Consider the following 14,770-nt stretch of genomic DNA (forward strand, 5'->3'; position numbering starts at 1 on the left):
CGCACCTCGCCCCGGCTCGGGGCGCCGCGTGCGCCGGGGCGGGGCTGCCGCCCGAAGGCTTCCGACGACCCGGGGCCCCGGGGCCGACCCCGGTGAGTGGATCTCATATCCGGGATAGCATCGCGAATATGGGAATCGACGCGGCCGCCGACGAGCGGCTGGCACAACGACTCGCCGAGCTGAGGCTGGAACGCGGGTGGACCTTGGAGGAGTTGGCACGGCTGGCGGACGTCAGCCGGTCGACGCTGTCCCGGGTGGAGCGGGCGGAGGTCAGTCCGACGGCCGCGCTGCTCGGGCGGCTCTGCGCCGTGTACGGGCGGACCATGTCCCGGCTGCTCGCCGAGGTGGAGTCCGGTCCGGCCCGGCTGGTGCGGGCCGGGGAGCAGCAGATGTGGCGGGACGGGACGACCGGGTTCGTCCGCCGGTCGGTCTCGCCGCCGCACGGCTCGCTGCGCGCGGAGATCATCGAGGGCCGGCTGCCGGCCGGCGCGGACATCGCCTACGACCGCGCCTGCACGCCCGGCCGGGAGCACCACCTCTGGCTGCTGGAGGGGAACCTGGAGCTGACCGTGGACGGTGAGCCGCAGCCGCTCGGCCCCGGCGACTGCCTGCGCTACGTCGGCAGCACCAGCCGCTTCCGCAGCCTCGGCCCGGGCGAGGCCCGGTACGCACTGGTGGTGGTCGAGCCGTGAGCGCCGCCACCGGGCCGATAGCGAAGGAGCCCGAGGAGAGCCCCGGGAACGGCGGGGCGCCCCAGGAACCCGGGAAGCCCGGGGGACCCAAGGAGCGCTTCGACGCCGCCGGGCGCCGGGTGCTGCTGGTCTGCGTCGCGGGCGGCTTCACCACGCTGCTCGACCAGTCCGTCCTCAACACCTCCATCCCCGCCCTGCGCGAGACCCTGCACGCCGGGCCCGCCGACCTCCAGTGGATCGTGGCCGGCTACTCGCTCGCCTTCGGCCTCGCGCTGATCCCCGGCGGGCGGCTGGGCGACGTCAAGGGCCGCAAGTGGTTCTTCGTCACCGGCCTCGCCCTGTTCACCCTGGTCAGCCTGGTCTCCGCGACCGCCACCGAGCCCGGGGTGCTGATCGCCGCCCGGCTGCTCCAGGGCGTGGGCGCCGGCCTGGTCAACTCCCAGATGATCGGCACCCTCCAGGACGTCTTCGACGGCCAGTTGCGGGCCCGCGCCCTCGGCATGTACGCCGTCACCGGCGGCCTCGCCTTCACGCTCGGCCCGCCGATCGGCGGCGCGGTGCTGGCCCTGGCCGGCCCCGAGCACGGCTGGCGGCTGACCTTCCTGCTCAACGTCCCCTTCGGCCTGGCCACCGTCGCCCTGGCGGCCCGCCACCTGCCGAAGCCCCGCCCCAGCGCCCGGAACGCCGACCTCGACGTCCTCGGCCTGCTGCTGGTCGGGGCGCTCACCCTGGCCCTGATGCTGCCCTTCGTCCGGCCGCCCGGCTGGACCGGCTGGCTCGCCTTCGCGGCCGCCGCCCTGCTGCTGCTCGGCGCGCTCGCCTGGTGGCAGCGGCGCTACGCCCGGTCCGGCGGCCACCCGCTGATCCACCCGGCCCTCACCCGCTCCGCGCCGTACGCGCTCGGGACGGCCACCGCGATGGCCCAGTTCGGCTCCTCGCTCGCCGCCTCGCTGGTCCTGACCATGTTCCTCCAGGACGGCCTCGGCCTCTCCCCGATGGGCGCCGCGCTGGTCGCGCTGCCCTCCGCCGTGGCCATGGGCGTGGCCTCCGCGCTCGCCTGGCGGGTCGTCCAGCGCTACGGCCGACGCACCGTCACCGTCGGGATGGTCGGCTCCGCGCTCGCCATGCTGCTCAGCGGACTGCTCGCGCACTGGGCGCCCGCCGCCGTGCTGCCCTGGCTGCTGGCGCTGCTGCAACTGCTCGGCGGCGCCTCGGTGGGCCTGATGGGCTCCACCAACCAGGCGTACGTGCTGCGCCACGCGCCCGCCGAGGCGGCGGGCGTGAGCGGGGCGATCCTGCAGATGGCCCAGCGGATCGCGGCGGCCGTCGCGGTCTCGGCCCTGTCCGGGGTCTACCTGCGGGAGACCGTCGGCGGTGGCGGGCACCGCTCCGCCTACCTGACGGCGAGCGTGGTGTGCGCCGCGGTGGCCGGACTCGCCGTCCTGGCCTCGGTGTTCGCCGGCCGCGCCACGGCCCGCGAGCAGCACGACGGCGGACCGGTCGCGATGAGCCGAGGGCGAACACCGGTCCGTTAGGCGGTGGTCGGCGCGTACCGTGGCGGGCATGACCGACGTACGGACCCGGACCGTGGACCTGCCCGAGGTGACGCTCGCCTACCGCGAGAGCGGACGGCCCGGCGGCCCGCCGCTGGTGCTGCTGCACGCCCTCGGCGAGCGGGCCGCCGACTGGGACACCGTCCTGCCGGAGCTCGCCCCCGGCCACCACGTGTACGCGCTCGACCTGCGCGGCCACGGCGACAGCGCCCGCACCGCCGCCTACGCGCTGGAGGCGATGCGGGACGACGTGCTGGCCTTCCTCGACGCCCTCGGGCTCGCCCGCGTCGACCTGGTCGGCCACTCGATGGGCGGCGCCGTCGCCTACCTGCTCGCCCAGGCCGCGCCCGAGCGGATCGACCGGCTGGTCCTGGAGGAGATCCCCGCGCTGTACCCGCGCCCGGCGAGCGCGCCGCCCGAGGACCCGGACCCGGACGTGCATTTCGACTGGGCGGCGGTCGAGGCGGTCAGGGCCCAGCTCGACGACCCCGACCCGGCCTGGCGGGAGGGGCTGGCCGGGATCACCGCCCGCACCCTGGCCGTCGCCGGCGGCCCGGCCAGCCACGTCCCGCAGGAGCGGATCGCCGAACTCGCCCGGCTGATCCCGGACTGCCGCCTGGTCACCGTCGAGGCCGGGCACCTGGTGCACGGTGCCCGGCCCGCCGGGTTCGTCGCCGCGGTGGCGCCGTTCCTGGCCCGCTGAGCCGCAGGGCCGCTGCCGTCGAGTGAGGCGGACGCCGGGCGGGGCGGGCGGCGGATCGGTCAGACGCCGTGCTCGACGGGCAGCCGCCCGTTGCGCACCGCCGTCAGCAGGTCGGCGTGGTCGGCCTCGGTGCGGTCGGCGTAGGCCACCGCGAAGGCGGCGACGGCCTCGTCCAGCGCCTCGCTCTTGCCGCAGTACCCGGCCAGCAGGTCCGGGTCGGCGGTGTGCGAGTGCGCCCGGGCCAGCAGGGCGCCGGTGATCCGGGCGTAGTCGTCCAGCTGGCCAGGCAGCAGCGCCGCCGGGTCGACACTGCCCTTGCGGTTGCGGAACTGCCGTACCTGGTACGGGAGTCCGTCGACCGTGGTCCAGCCCAGCAGGGTGTCGCTGACCACCTGCATGTGCTTCTGGCCGAGCACCACCCGGCGGCCCTCGTGCCCGTCCGCCGCGGGCCGCGGCCCGGCCGGCAGGTACGGCAGCAGCGCGGACGGGCGGGCCTCCTTCACCTGCAGCACCAGCGGCTGGTCCCGGTGGTCGGTGAGCAGCACCACGTACGAGCGGGTGCCCACGCTGCCGGTGCCCACCACCCGGAACGCCACGTCCTGCACCCGGTAGCGGGACAGCAGGGTGCGGACCTCGGCCGGAACCGTCTCGACGTACGGGCCGAGCGCGTGCGCGACGGCGCGGGCGGTCGCGTCGGTCACCTCGGTGAGCACCGGGGGAGCGGCCGTGAACCGCCAACCGCCGTCCGCGGTACGGGCGGTGCTGCGGGCGGCGAACCGGGCGCTGGTGTTGCCGAGCGCCTTCGCGCCGACCTTGCGCAGCACCTCGGCGAGGTCGTGCGCCTCGGCGAAGGAGACCAGCTGCTCGTCCGCGATGGCGTTCCAGGCGTCCAGCCCGGGCAGTTTGGCGAGCGTGCGCACCGTCCGGCGGTAGGAGCCCGCCACGTGCTGGGCGGCCTCGCGCGCGGTGGTCTCGCTCGCCCCGGCCTCCCGGGCGGCCAGCACCAGGCTGGCGGCGAGCCGCTTGAGGTCCCACTCCCAGGGGCCGGGGACGGTCTCGTCGAAGTCGTTGATGTCCAGCACGATCTGGCCGCGCGCGTCGCCGTACAGGCCGAAGTTCGCGGCGTGCGCGTCCCCGCAGAGCTGCGCGCCCACCCCGGTCACCGGGGTGCCCGCGAGGTCGGCGGCCATCAGCCCGGCCGAGCCGCGCAGGAACGCGAACGGGCCGGCGGCCATCCGGCCGACCCGGATCGGCACCAGCCGGGCTATTCGGCCGGCGTTGGAGGCCTCCAGCGCGGTCACGGCCGTCGGCCGGTCGGGTGCGGGCGCGAACTCCGCGTGCCGCTCCCGGGGCACCCGGGTCCGCAGCTCCTTGCCGCGCTCCCGCGCCCGCCCGTCCTGCGCCGGGGCGAACCCGGCCACCGCGAACCCGCGCCGGGTCCGCTCGTCCCGCCCCGCCGCCGACCCCGACCCGGCCGCCTCGGCCCCACCCACGTGCGCCACTGTCCCCGCCCGTCCCTTCCGGTCCTCGCCCCGCCCACGACCTGCGCGGACGTTTCATCGGGGGGAGTGACGTACGGGGTGGCGCGGTGGTTCCGGGAGGGGAGGGTCCGCTTGCGGGTCGCGGGGGTGGTGCGGGGGCGGCGGGGCGTGCGTGGGGCGCGGGGCCGGGGCGGAGCCCGTGGGGCGCGGGGTAGCGTGGGGCGGGTGAACGATCTTGGGGGGAGCGGTTCCCGGGCGCTTCGGCGCACGCGCCTGGCGGCCGCGTCGGCGGCGGTGCTGACCGTGGCGGCCGGGCTGGGTGTGCGGGCCGTGTTCGGCGGGGACTTCGCCAAGTGCGCCGGGGACGCGCTCTACACCGTCCTCCTGTACGCCCTGCTCGTGCTGGCCGCGCCGAGGCTGCGCCCCGGCCGGGCCGCCGCCGTGGCCGCCGCGCTCAGCTGGGCCGTGGAGCTGTTCCAGCTGACCGGACTGCCGGACGCCTGGGGGCGGCACAGCACCCTGGCCCGGCTGGTGCTGGGCTCGACCTTCAACCCGCCGGACCTGCTCTGGTACCTGGTCGGCGCGGGCTGCGCCGGGGTGCTCCACCGGGTGCTGCGGACCTCCCGGGTCGCGGCACCCGGCGGAGCCGTCTGAACGCGGCTGCCCGGGCCGGGCGAGCGGCCTGACGGACCGTCAGAGCGGGAGCAGGTCCGGCCGCTTGGGCTCGACGTGGTCGCCCGAGGACTCGCCGCGCAGGCGCCGGCCGACCCAGGGCAGCAGGTACTCGCGGGCCCACTGGATGTTCTCCCGCCGCTGGTCGGCGGGGGTGAGCGCCTGGGCGTCCGGCCACGGGGCCTCCGGGTCCTGCGCGGTGCGCAGGCCCAGCGAGCGGGCGGCCAGCAGGGCGACCCGCTGGTGCCCCTCGGGGGACAGGTGCAGGCGGTCCTCGCTCCACGCGCGGCGGTCCTGCACCGCGCGAAGCGACCACAGGTCGGCCACCTTGCAGCCGTTGCGGTCGGCGACGGCGCGCATGTGCCCGTTGTAGGTGGCGATCTTGCCGCGCAGGTGCTTCAGCAGCGGCACGTCCTTGGTGTCGAAGCCGGTGCAGATCAGCACCGTCCCGGCGCTTTCGGTGAGTTGGACGACGGCGGCCTCGAAGCGCTCGGCCACCTCGTCCGGGTCGGCGCCCGGTCGGAGGATGTCGTTGCCGCCCGCGCAGAAGGTGACCAGGTCGGGCTGGAGGCGCTGGACCTGTGGCACCTGCTCGGCGGTGATCTGGTCCAGCAGCCGGCCGCGCACCGCGAGGTTGGCGTAGCGGAAGGCGCCCGGCGGGCGCCCGTCGGCGAGGATCCCGGCGAGGCGGTCGGCCCAGCCGGCGAACCTGCCGTCGACGCCGGGGTCGTTCAGACCCTCGGTGAAGCTGTCGCCGATGGCGGCATACGAATCGAGGTCAAGGGTCTCCTGGAGATTCGGCATGAAAGAGATAGTTCACCCAATCAAGTGACCTACGCCACCGTAGGTGACTCCGGCGGCACGTGAGATGGACCACGTGCCCCCGTGGGCCCTATGAACCCGGGGGTAGTTCCCACACGGTCACGTCCAATGTGGTCCGGCCGTCGTTTCCCGCGCTGCGCGCCGTGAAGTACCCGACCCGCATCTTCGCCGTCCCGAAACACGCCATGGAACCGGGCCGCACGGTGACGGTCTGCTGCCCGAGGACGGTGTTGAGCTTGTGCCGGCAGTCCTCCCGGCTGGGTGGGTTCGGCCCGGGCCAGGGGATGACCGCCTGGCCCGTGACCTGGTTCTGTTCGCACCCGGCGGCGCATTGGAGCCTGAGGTCTCCGGTGGGCGAGATCCCCGGCGGCACCGAGTCGAGCCCGTATCCCCAGATGATCCGCCCGCTGCTCATGCCGGTGTCGAGGGTGAGCTGTCCCTGCCACTGGACCGGCACGGACACCGGTCCGGACGCGGGTGCCGGGCTCGGGGTCGGGGTCGGCTCCGGAGGCACCACGGGCTCCGGAGGCGAGGGAGCCGGTGGGGAACCCGGCGACGCGGAGGAGACGGGGGGCGACGGCGATCGGCCGTCCCGGGCCAGGTCCGCGCCCGAGAGCTGCCCCCGGACGAGCAGCAGGCCCGACCCGAGGCCCACCAGTGCCCCGAGGAGCAGCAGGCCGATCCAGAGGGCCCGCCGATCGGGTGGCGGCGGCTGGGGAGGATGGATGTTGGCCACGCCGGCCTGGACCACGTTGCCGTGGATGGTGCTCTCGCCGATCCGGCTCGTGGCGTTCACGTCTCGGTCGTCGTTCCCCAACGCCTGCCCCCGACTGCCGGTCCGCCGTCCACTCGGATGCTGTCTACCCCCGGGGCGTCCGGGCGGAACTCCGGCCGGACTCCGGACGACCCGAGGCGCCGGGCCCGCCGGTGGCGCGGTCCGCCGGCCGACGCCGGAGGGTCGGTGCGCCGGTGCCTGCGCCGGGTGCGCGGGGGCGTGCGACTGCCGGGAGCGCCCACCCGGGTGTGCGAACGGTTCCGTCGGGGCAGCCGCCTTGGGAACGAAGGTGTTCGGCCCCGTGAACCCCGAACTCCGTGCGACGAACTCCCCGCGATCCAAGGATGGTTGAGCCATGCTCACGCAGACCCCGGAGCGCCACGCCCGGCCTCGGCGCTACCTGATGTGCCGGCCGACGCACTTCACCGTGGACTACGCGATCAACCCGTGGATGGACCCCGCCCAGCCCACCGACACCGCGCTCGCCCTGCGCCAGTGGGAGCGGCTCTACTGGACGTACCGCCGGCTCGGCCACACCGTCGAGCTGATCGACCCGGTGCCCGGCCTGCCCGACATGGTGTACGCCGCCAACGGCGCCACCGTCCTGGACGGCCGCGCCCTCGTCGCCACCTTCCGCTACCCGGAGCGGGCCGCCGAGTCGGAGGCCTACCTGGCCTGGTTCCGCGAGCGCGGCTACCGCGAGGTGCGCCGGGCCGGGCACGTCAACGAGGGCGAGGGCGACCACCTGGTGGTGGGCCGCCGGGTGCTCGCCGGGACGGGCTTCCGCACCTCGCGCGCCGCGCACGCCGAGGCCGGGGAGTTGTTCGGCGTCCCGGTGGTCAGCCTGACCCTGGTCGACCCGCGCTTCTACCACCTGGACACCGCGCTGGCGGTGCTCGCCGACGACCACGTCATGTACTACCCGGAGGCCTTCGACGCCGACAGCCGTTCGGTGCTGCGCGCGCTCTACCCGGACGCGATCCTCGCCGACCGGGCCGACGCCGAGGTGTTCGGGCTCAACGCGGTCTCGGACGGCCGCCGGGTGCTGCTGCCGGAGGCCGCCAAGAACCTGGCCGGCCGGCTGACCGAGCACGGCTACCAGCCCGTCCCGGTGGACGTCTCGGAGCTGCTGAAGGGCGGCGGCGGGGCGAAGTGCTGCACCCTGGAGCTCAGGCCGGAGTGACGGTGCCGCCCCCGGTGCCGCCCCGGATGCCGTGCCGGGCGTCGTCCGGCTCCGGCGCCGCGGTGACCAGCAGCACCTCCAGGGTGCGCGGCCCGTGCACCCCCTCCACCCGGTCCAGCTCGATGTCGCTGGTGGCGGACGGCCCCGAGATCCAGGTCTGCGGCCGTACCGGATCGAGCCGGGGCAGTGCGAGCGGCACCGAGGCGACGACCTGCTCCGGGGCCCGCACCACGCAGACGTGGTGGTCGGGGACGAGCGAGAGCAGCCGTCGCCCCTGGCCCGGTCCGGCGTCCAGCACGATCGTCCCGGTCTCGGCGACGGCCAGCGCGCAGCCGGTCACCACGCTGTCCACGGCGTCCAGCCGGGCGGCGGTCAGCGTCCCGTCGTCCGGGAGGAGTTCGACCCCCTCGGCCTCGGCCGCGGTGAGCCAGTCGGCCGGCAGCCCGGCCGGCACCACGACCGTCCGGCTGCCCCGCTCCACCAGCAACCCGGCGATCCGGCGCGGCAGTTCGTCCTCGTGGCAGCGGTGCACCAGGGCCCGGTAGTCGGCCAGGTTGTGGTGCAGCAGGTCGAGCACCGCCGCCGGGTCGTCCGTCGGCACGTGCGCCGTCAGGTAGTCGCGGGGCAGCGGCTGTTCGGCCACCCCGGCGGCGTCGCCGAGCGCGGCCCGGATCCGGCCGAGCACCAACTCCCGTGAGTTCGAAGGCCGTTCGGGCCGGTCGGATGCGGTCATGTGCGGTTCCTCCGCCACCAGTCGCGGAACGGTTCGGCCGGCACCTCCGGCAGGTCCCGGGTGTCGGTCCAGGCCCGCCCGGGCCCGGGCAGCCGGCGCGGGTGCAGCGACCGGGTGCGCCCGGCCAGCCGCTCGGCGGCGGCGAGCGCCGCCGGGTGGTCCAGCACGAACCCGGCGGCGGCCATCGCGGCCCGCTCCAGCGGGTGCCCGCCCTGCTCGGCGACCCGCTCGCGCAGGTGCACCAACACCTCGGGGATGTCGATCGCCACCGGGCAGACCTCGTAGCAGGCCCCGCAGAGCGAGGAGGCGTACGGCAGCGAGGCGTCCACCGGGCTCGCGGTGCCGCGCAGTTGGGGCGTCAGGATGGCGCCGATCGGCCCCGGGTAGACCGAGCCGTAGGCGTGCCCGCCGGCCCGCTCGTACACCGGGCAGACGTTGAGGCAGGCCGAGCAGCGGATGCAGCGCAGCGCCTGGCGGCCGACCTGGTCGGCCAGCGCGGTGGTACGGCCGTTGTCCAGCAGCACCAGGTGGAACTCGGACGGGCCGTCGCCCTCCGTCGTCCCGGTCCAGAGCGAGGTGTACGGGTTCATCCGCTCGGCGGTGGAGGAGCGGGGGAGCAGCTGGAGGAAGACCTCCAGGTCCCGCCAGGTCGGCACGACCTTCTCGATCCCGACCACCGAGATCAGCGTGCGCGGCAGGGTGAGGCACATCCGGCCGTTGCCCTCGGACTCGACCACCACCAGGGTGCCGGTCTCGGCGACCATGAAGTTGGCGCCGGAGACGGCGACTTCGGCGCGCAGGAACTTCTCCCGCAGGTGCAGCCGGGCGGCCTCGGCGAGTTCGGCGGGCGAGTCGGTGAGGCCCCTGGGCGCCGGGCGGCCCCAGGAGGCCATCCGCTCGGCGAAGACCTGCCGGATCTCCGCCCGGTTGCGGTGGATCGCCGGCACCAGGATGTGCGAGGGCCGGTCGTCGCCCAACTGCACGATCAGCTCGGCGAGATCGGTCTCGTAGGCGGTGATCCCCTCGGCCGCCAGCGCCTCGTTGAGCTCGATCTCCTGGGTGGCCATCGACTTGACCTTGACGACCTCGGTCCGCCCGGTGGCCTTGACCAGTCCGGCGACGATCCGGTTGGCCTCCTCGGCGTCGGCGGCCCAGTGCACGGTGCCGCCGGCCGCCGTGACGGACTCCTCCAACTGCACCAGGTAGCGGTCGAGGTGGCGCAGCGTGTGGTCCTTGATCGCCTTCCCGGCGGCGCGCAGCCGGTCCCAGTCGGCGAGTTCGGCGACCGCCCGGGCCCGCTTGTCGCGGATGGTGCGGGTGGCGTGCCGCAGGTTGGCGCGCAGCCGCTCGTCCCGTACGGCCTTGGCGGCGGCCTGCGGGAAGGCGGGCATGCCGAGGAACGTACCGCTCACACGGGCCTCCAGGGGTGCTCCTCGGTGCTGGCCAGGATCTCCGCCAGGTGCAGCGGCCGCAGCGGCGCGCCCCGGCGGCGCAGGGTGCCGCCGAGGTGCAGCAGGCAGGAGTTGTCGGCGCCGCAGAGCACGCGGGCGCCGGTGCCGAGCGCGTTGGCGATCTTGTCCTCGGCCATGGCCGCCGAGACCGCCGCGTTCTTGACCGCGAAGGTGCCGCCGAAGCCGCAGCACTCCTCGGCCCCGGGCAGCTCGACCAGCTCCAGGCCCTCGACGGCGCCCAGCAGCCGGCGCGGGCGCCCGCCGAGGCCGAGCAGGCGCAGGCCGTGGCAGGAGGGGTGGTAGGTGACGGTGTGCGGGAAGTACGCGCCGACGTCCTCGACGCCGAGCACGTCGGTCAGGAACTCGGTCAGCTCGACCACCCGGGGCACCAGGTCGGTGGCCAGGTCGGCGAGTTCGGTGCCCCGGCCCTCGGCGGCGGCCCTGGCGCCGATCCGGGGGTAGTTGTCCCGGACCATCGCCACGCAGGAGCCCGAGGGCGTCACCACGTGGTCGTACCCGGCGAAGGCCTTCGCGGTCCGTCGGACCAGCGGCTCGCAGCCCCTGCGGTAGCCGGTGTTGTACTGCGGCTGCCCGCAGCAGGTCTGCCCGGCGGGGAAGTCCACCGTCACGCCGAGCCGTTCCAGCAGCCGGACGGTGGCCACCGCCGTGGCGGGGAACAGCGCGTCGTTGACGCAGGTGGCGAACAGCGCGACCCGCATCCGGGCTCCCTTCTGCCGAACCGGACCCCGCTGGCCGCCCGAACCGCCGGACGGCCGAACTGCCGGACGCCGGAAGCCGAACGGCACCGGACCGCTCGTGATCGTACCGAGCGGACCGGTGCCGCGGTGGGACTTCGGCCGTGCGACCTCGGCCGGGGACGTCAGCCCCCGGGACTCAGGGGCTCAGGGCCTCAGGCACCGAGCCAGAGGTCCGGCCCGAACACCTCGTAGTGGATGTCCGCCGCCGGGACGCCCGCGGTCAGCAGCTGCTCGCGGACGGCGCGCAGGAAGGGGAGCGGCCCGCAGAGGTAGGCGGTGGTGCCGGCCGGGACCTCGACGGTGGAGAGGTCCACCAGGCCGGTGCGCTCGGCCGGCCACTCGCCGAGCGGCCGCTCGTAGAAGACGTGCGAGTCCGCGTTCGGCAGGTCGGCGGTGAGCCGTGCCAGTTCGGCCCGGAAGGCGTGGCTCAGCTGGTCGCGGTCGCCGTGGACGGAGACGATCCGCCGGGTGGAGCCGGTGGCGGCGAGGTGGTCGAGCATGGCGGTCATCGGGGTGTTGCCGATGCCGGCGGAGGCGAGCAGCACCGGGCCGTCGCCGTCGGCCAGGGCGATGTCGCCCAGCGGGGGCGCCAGTTCGACGGGGTCGCCGGCCTTCAGGTGGTCGTGCAGGTGGCCGGAGACCTCGCCGCCGTCCTCGCGCTTGACGCTGAAGCGCAGGGCGCCGTCGGCGCCGCCGGAGAGGCTGTACTGGCGGATCTGCCGGGCGCCGTCGGCCAGTTCGGTGCGCACCGAGACGTACTGGCCGGGGCGGAAGGCCGGGACGGGGCGGCCGTCGGCGGGGCGGACCAGGTAGCTGGTGACGGCCTCGGTCTCCTGGTGGCGGGCGATCACGGTGTAGGGGCGCCACAGGTCGGCCGGGTCGCCGCCGGCGGCGGCCTCGGCGCGCAGCCGGTCCTCGACGGCGATCAGCGCGTTGGCCATCAGCCAGTAGACCTCGTCCCAGGCGGCGGCGACCTCGGGGGTGACGGCCTCGCCGAGCACCTCCACGATGGCGGCGAACAGGTGCTCGTGGACGATCTTGTACTGGCTGCTGTCGATGCCGACGGAGACGTGCTTGTGGGCGATGCGGGCGAGCATCGCGTCCGGCCGCTGGTCCGGGTCGGCGATCAGGGCGGTGGCGAAGGCGGCTATCGAGCCGGCCAGCGCCTCGCGCTGGGTGCCGTTGGCCTGGTTGCCCCGGTTGAAGAGGTCGCGCAGCAGCTCCGGGTGCGCGGCGAACAGCCGGTCGTAGAAGCGCGGGGTGATGTCGCCGATGGCGGCGCCCACGACGGGCAGGGTGGCCTCGATGACCTCGGTGGACTTCGCGGACAGCATCAGTCGGGCTCCTAACTGGTATCTGAGATTCGCATTAAAGGCTGTGAAAGAGGCGCGCGGCCCCGGTGGGCCGATCGGCCGGTGGGTCCGGCGGTCTCGGTGGGTCCGGCAGTCTCGGTGGATCCGGCGGTGCCGGTGACGCCGGCGGGTCAGGCGGTGTCGGCGGGTCTCGCGGTGAGGCTGAGCAGGACCGGCCCGGTGGGGGAGGCCGCCAGGTCGTCGATGGAGAGGTGGTCGAGCGCGGCGAAGAACGCCTCCTGGGCGCCCCGCAGTGCTCCGCGCAGCCGGCACGCGGCCCGCAGCGGGCAGGGCGGGTCGTCCTCGCAGCCGACCACGTCGCCGACCCCCTCCAGCTCCCGCAGCAGCAGTCCGAGCGAACCGGTCCGCCCGGCGAAGGTGAGCATCAGCCCGCCGCCGCGACCGCGCCGGGCCTCCACCACGCCCAGGTGCTGCAGTCGGCTGACCACCTTCGCCGCGTGGGTGTACGGCACGCCGACGGACGCGGCCACCTCGCGGGTGGTCGGGTTGTCGCCCTCGCCCAGGACGGCCAGTCGCATGGCGATCCGCAGGGCGATGTCGGTGCTCTTGGTCAGCCTCACGTTCGGAACGCTATCGAATGCGACTCCGCAACTCCAATTTTCTGCACGACGTCGATCGAGATCCCGGTCACGTCGATCCGGAGCCCTCGGCCCGGTCGGGGCCGTGGCGGGTCCGTGCACCCTCGCGCGGTGATCGGATCTGAACATTTGGCGACATTAGTAGTCACTCCCTGACGGAAAGTCAGGGCGGCTTCTACGCTTCCCCCGGCTCCGAACCCACCACAGCACCACCACACGTTCGTCCGTGCCGAGCAGTTGGAGAGACCCGTGAGAACACCCCGCACACCCCGTCGTACCCGGACGGCCGTGGCCGCGATATCCGCGACCACGGCCGCACTGCTGTCGCTGCCCGCGACCGCCGAGGCCGTCACACCGCCGCCGGCCGTCGCCGCGCACCTGGCGGTGGCGCCGTACCCGGCGGGCGTCGCGCTGACGCCGGACGGTGGCCACGCCTATGTGACCAGCCAGAGCAGCGGCGCCGTCAGCGTGCTCGACACCGCGAGCAACACCGTGTCCGGCGGCTTCACCGCCGGGTCCGGCTCGTACGCCGTGGCCGTGTCGCCCGACGGGCACCGGGCCTACCTGACCCACCACCTGGACAACACCGTCAGCGTCGTGGACACCGCGACCGACGCCGTCACCGCGACCGTCCCGGTCGGCGCCCAGCCCTGGGGCCTCGCCCTCGCGCCGAACGGCTCCCGCGCCTACGTGAGCAACGCCGCCGCCAACACCGTCAGCGTGCTGGACACGTCGTCCGACACCGTGACCGCGACCGTGCCGGTCGGCGCCGAGCCGCACGGCCTGGCCGTCTCCCCGGACGGCACCCGGCTGTACGTCGCCGCGTCCGGCGCCAAGGCCGTCACCGTGGTCGACACCGCGAGCGGCACGGTGAGCGGCACCGTCCCGGTCGGCCACGGCGTCTTCGGCCTCGCGCTCAGCCCGGACGGCACCCGGCTGTGGACCGCCGACGGCGACGACGGCACCGCCGCCGTGATCGACACCGCGGCCGGTGCGGTCCTCGGCACCGTCGCCGTCGGCTCCGGCCCCTACGCGGTGACCGTCTCCCCGGACGGCACGGCGGCCTACGTCTCCAACTACGCCGACAACACCCTGAGCGTGGTGGACACCGCGAGCCGGACGGTCACCGCGACCGTCCCGGTGGGCGCCAGCCCGTACAGCCTGGCCCTGACCGCCGACGGGCGGCACGGCTACCTCGCCGACTTCACCGGCAGCGCCGTCGACGTGGTGACCTTCCCGCTGCCGGTGCCGGACGTGACCGCGATCAGCCCGAACGGCGGCTCCGGGACGGGCGGCACCGCAGTGACCATCACCGGCACCGACCTGGCCGGCGCCACCGCCGTGACCTTCGGCGCGGCCGGCGCCGCCACCTCGTTCAGCTGCACGAAGACCAGCTGCACCGCGACCGCCCCCGCCACCACCGTCGCCGGAGCCGTGGACGTGCGGGTCACCGGGCCCGGCGGCACCAGCGCGGCCGTCGCCGCCGACCGCTTCACCTACACCGCCCCCGCCGCCCACCTGGGCGTCGCGCTCACCGCGACCCCGGTCACCGGGCTGCTCTCCAGCCGGGTCGACTACACCGTCACCCTCGCCGGCCAGGGCCCCGACCCGGTGACCACGGCCACCGTCGCCGCCGACCTGCCCGCCGGGCTGACCACGACCTCCGGCGACTGCACCGTCGCCGCCGGGAAGCTCAGCTGCGCGCTGACCGCGCCGCTGGCCAAGGGCGCGAGCACCACCCGGCACTTCTCGGTCGGCGTCGGCCTGCTCACCCTGCTCCGCAGCTGGGACGTCACCGTGGCGCGCACCGCCGGGGCGCCCGCCGACCCGTCGCCCGCCACCAGCCGGGCCACCCGCAGCTGCTCCGCGGTGCTCGGGCTGCTGATCACCTGCAAGTAGCGCACGGGCAGCCGCCCCGGGCCCCGCCGGAACCCTCGCCGGTGGTGTGGTGTGCGTAGCTGCTCACGGTCAGTTCACCATTCCGGTCATGACGGCG

General features: G+C 75.1%; 14 protein-coding genes. 6 read left to right on the top strand and 8 right to left on the bottom strand.

Annotated features, from left to right (window positions below; all coding sequences use genetic code 11):
• The first annotated feature begins 128 nt into the window (after nucleotides 1-128).
• From ACFRQN_RS35440 to ACFRQN_RS35450, 3 genes are read left to right on the top strand one after another with little or no spacing between them, the layout of a single operon-like run.
• Nucleotides 129-692, top strand: coding sequence for a helix-turn-helix domain-containing protein (locus ACFRQN_RS35440; RefSeq protein ID WP_380744615.1), 564 nt, complete (start codon nucleotides 129-131; stop codon nucleotides 690-692).
• Nucleotides 689-2,227, top strand: a complete 1,539-nt coding sequence (locus tag ACFRQN_RS35445) for an MFS transporter (RefSeq protein ID WP_241853093.1) — start codon at nucleotides 689-691, stop codon at nucleotides 2,225-2,227. The genes ACFRQN_RS35440 and ACFRQN_RS35445 overlap by 4 nt, the downstream gene beginning before the upstream one ends.
• A 28-nt stretch (nucleotides 2,228-2,255) precedes the next feature.
• On the top strand, nucleotides 2,256-2,948 hold the full coding sequence (locus tag ACFRQN_RS35450) for an alpha/beta fold hydrolase (RefSeq protein WP_380744617.1): 693 nt from the start codon (nucleotides 2,256-2,258) through the stop codon (nucleotides 2,946-2,948).
• A gap of 59 nt (nucleotides 2,949-3,007) precedes the next feature.
• On the opposite strand, the gene ACFRQN_RS35455 is transcribed toward ACFRQN_RS35450, so the two are convergent.
• The gene (locus tag ACFRQN_RS35455) at nucleotides 3,008-4,441 is read right to left on the bottom strand and encodes a DUF2252 domain-containing protein (protein WP_380744620.1); all 1,434 of its coding nucleotides are present in this window, start codon (nucleotides 4,439-4,441) and stop codon (nucleotides 3,008-3,010) included.
• A 213-nt stretch (nucleotides 4,442-4,654) separates the two neighbouring features.
• On the opposite strand from ACFRQN_RS35455, the gene ACFRQN_RS35460 reads away from it, so the two are divergent.
• The gene (locus tag ACFRQN_RS35460; protein ID WP_049652467.1) at nucleotides 4,655-5,083 is read left to right on the top strand and encodes a DUF2809 domain-containing protein; all 429 of its coding nucleotides are present in this window, start codon (nucleotides 4,655-4,657) and stop codon (nucleotides 5,081-5,083) included.
• A 39-nt stretch (nucleotides 5,084-5,122) separates the two neighbouring features.
• On the opposite strand, the gene ACFRQN_RS35465 is transcribed toward ACFRQN_RS35460, so the two are convergent.
• Nucleotides 5,123-5,905 (bottom strand): SGNH/GDSL hydrolase family protein, encoded by a 783-nt coding sequence (locus ACFRQN_RS35465; RefSeq protein WP_074004931.1) that lies wholly within the window; start codon nucleotides 5,903-5,905, stop codon nucleotides 5,123-5,125.
• An 88-nt stretch (nucleotides 5,906-5,993) separates the two neighbouring features.
• Nucleotides 5,994-6,719: a hypothetical protein gene (locus ACFRQN_RS35470; RefSeq protein WP_380744622.1), complete on the bottom strand. Its 726-nt coding sequence runs from the start codon at nucleotides 6,717-6,719 to the stop codon at nucleotides 5,994-5,996.
• A gap of 334 nt (nucleotides 6,720-7,053) precedes the next feature.
• On the opposite strand from ACFRQN_RS35470, the gene ddaH reads away from it, so the two are divergent.
• Entirely contained in the window at nucleotides 7,054-7,881 is an 828-nt protein-coding gene (gene ddaH / locus ACFRQN_RS35475) for a dimethylargininase (RefSeq protein WP_049652461.1), read from the top strand.
• On the opposite strand, the gene ACFRQN_RS35480 is transcribed toward ddaH, so the two are convergent.
• The 5 genes from ACFRQN_RS35480 to ACFRQN_RS35500 form a co-directional block, all read right to left on the bottom strand.
• Nucleotides 7,868-8,614 carry a lactate utilization protein C gene (locus ACFRQN_RS35480; protein ID WP_380744624.1) on the bottom strand — a complete coding sequence of 249 codons (747 nt, stop codon included), beginning with the start codon at nucleotides 8,612-8,614 and terminating at the stop codon, nucleotides 7,868-7,870. The genes ddaH and ACFRQN_RS35480 overlap by 14 nt on opposite strands.
• Nucleotides 8,611-10,026, bottom strand: coding sequence for a lactate utilization protein B (locus ACFRQN_RS35485; RefSeq protein ID WP_380744626.1), 1,416 nt, complete (start codon nucleotides 10,024-10,026; stop codon nucleotides 8,611-8,613). Before ACFRQN_RS35485 ends, ACFRQN_RS35480 begins: the two co-directional genes overlap by 4 nt.
• Complete coding sequence (locus tag ACFRQN_RS35490; protein WP_375873725.1) at nucleotides 10,023-10,784, bottom strand: (Fe-S)-binding protein; 762 nt, start codon at nucleotides 10,782-10,784, stop codon at nucleotides 10,023-10,025. The genes ACFRQN_RS35485 and ACFRQN_RS35490 overlap by 4 nt, the downstream gene beginning before the upstream one ends.
• A gap of 191 nt (nucleotides 10,785-10,975) precedes the next feature.
• On the bottom strand, nucleotides 10,976-12,157 hold the full coding sequence (locus tag ACFRQN_RS35495) for a globin domain-containing protein (protein WP_380744629.1): 1,182 nt from the start codon (nucleotides 12,155-12,157) through the stop codon (nucleotides 10,976-10,978).
• Between the two features lie 149 nt (nucleotides 12,158-12,306).
• A complete protein-coding gene (locus ACFRQN_RS35500) occupies nucleotides 12,307-12,756 on the bottom strand; it encodes an RrF2 family transcriptional regulator (protein ID WP_380744632.1) in 450 nt (149 codons plus the stop codon).
• 306 nt (nucleotides 12,757-13,062) lie between these two features.
• Between ACFRQN_RS35500 and ACFRQN_RS35505 the strand changes: the two genes are divergently transcribed.
• Nucleotides 13,063-14,673 (top strand): beta-propeller fold lactonase family protein, encoded by a 1,611-nt coding sequence (locus tag ACFRQN_RS35505; protein WP_380744634.1) that lies wholly within the window; start codon nucleotides 13,063-13,065, stop codon nucleotides 14,671-14,673.
• Nucleotides 14,674-14,770 lie beyond the last annotated feature (97 nt).

Source organism: Kitasatospora sp. NPDC056800, from assembly GCF_042789775.1.
Classification (GTDB): domain Bacteria; phylum Actinomycetota; class Actinomycetes; order Streptomycetales; family Streptomycetaceae; genus Kitasatospora.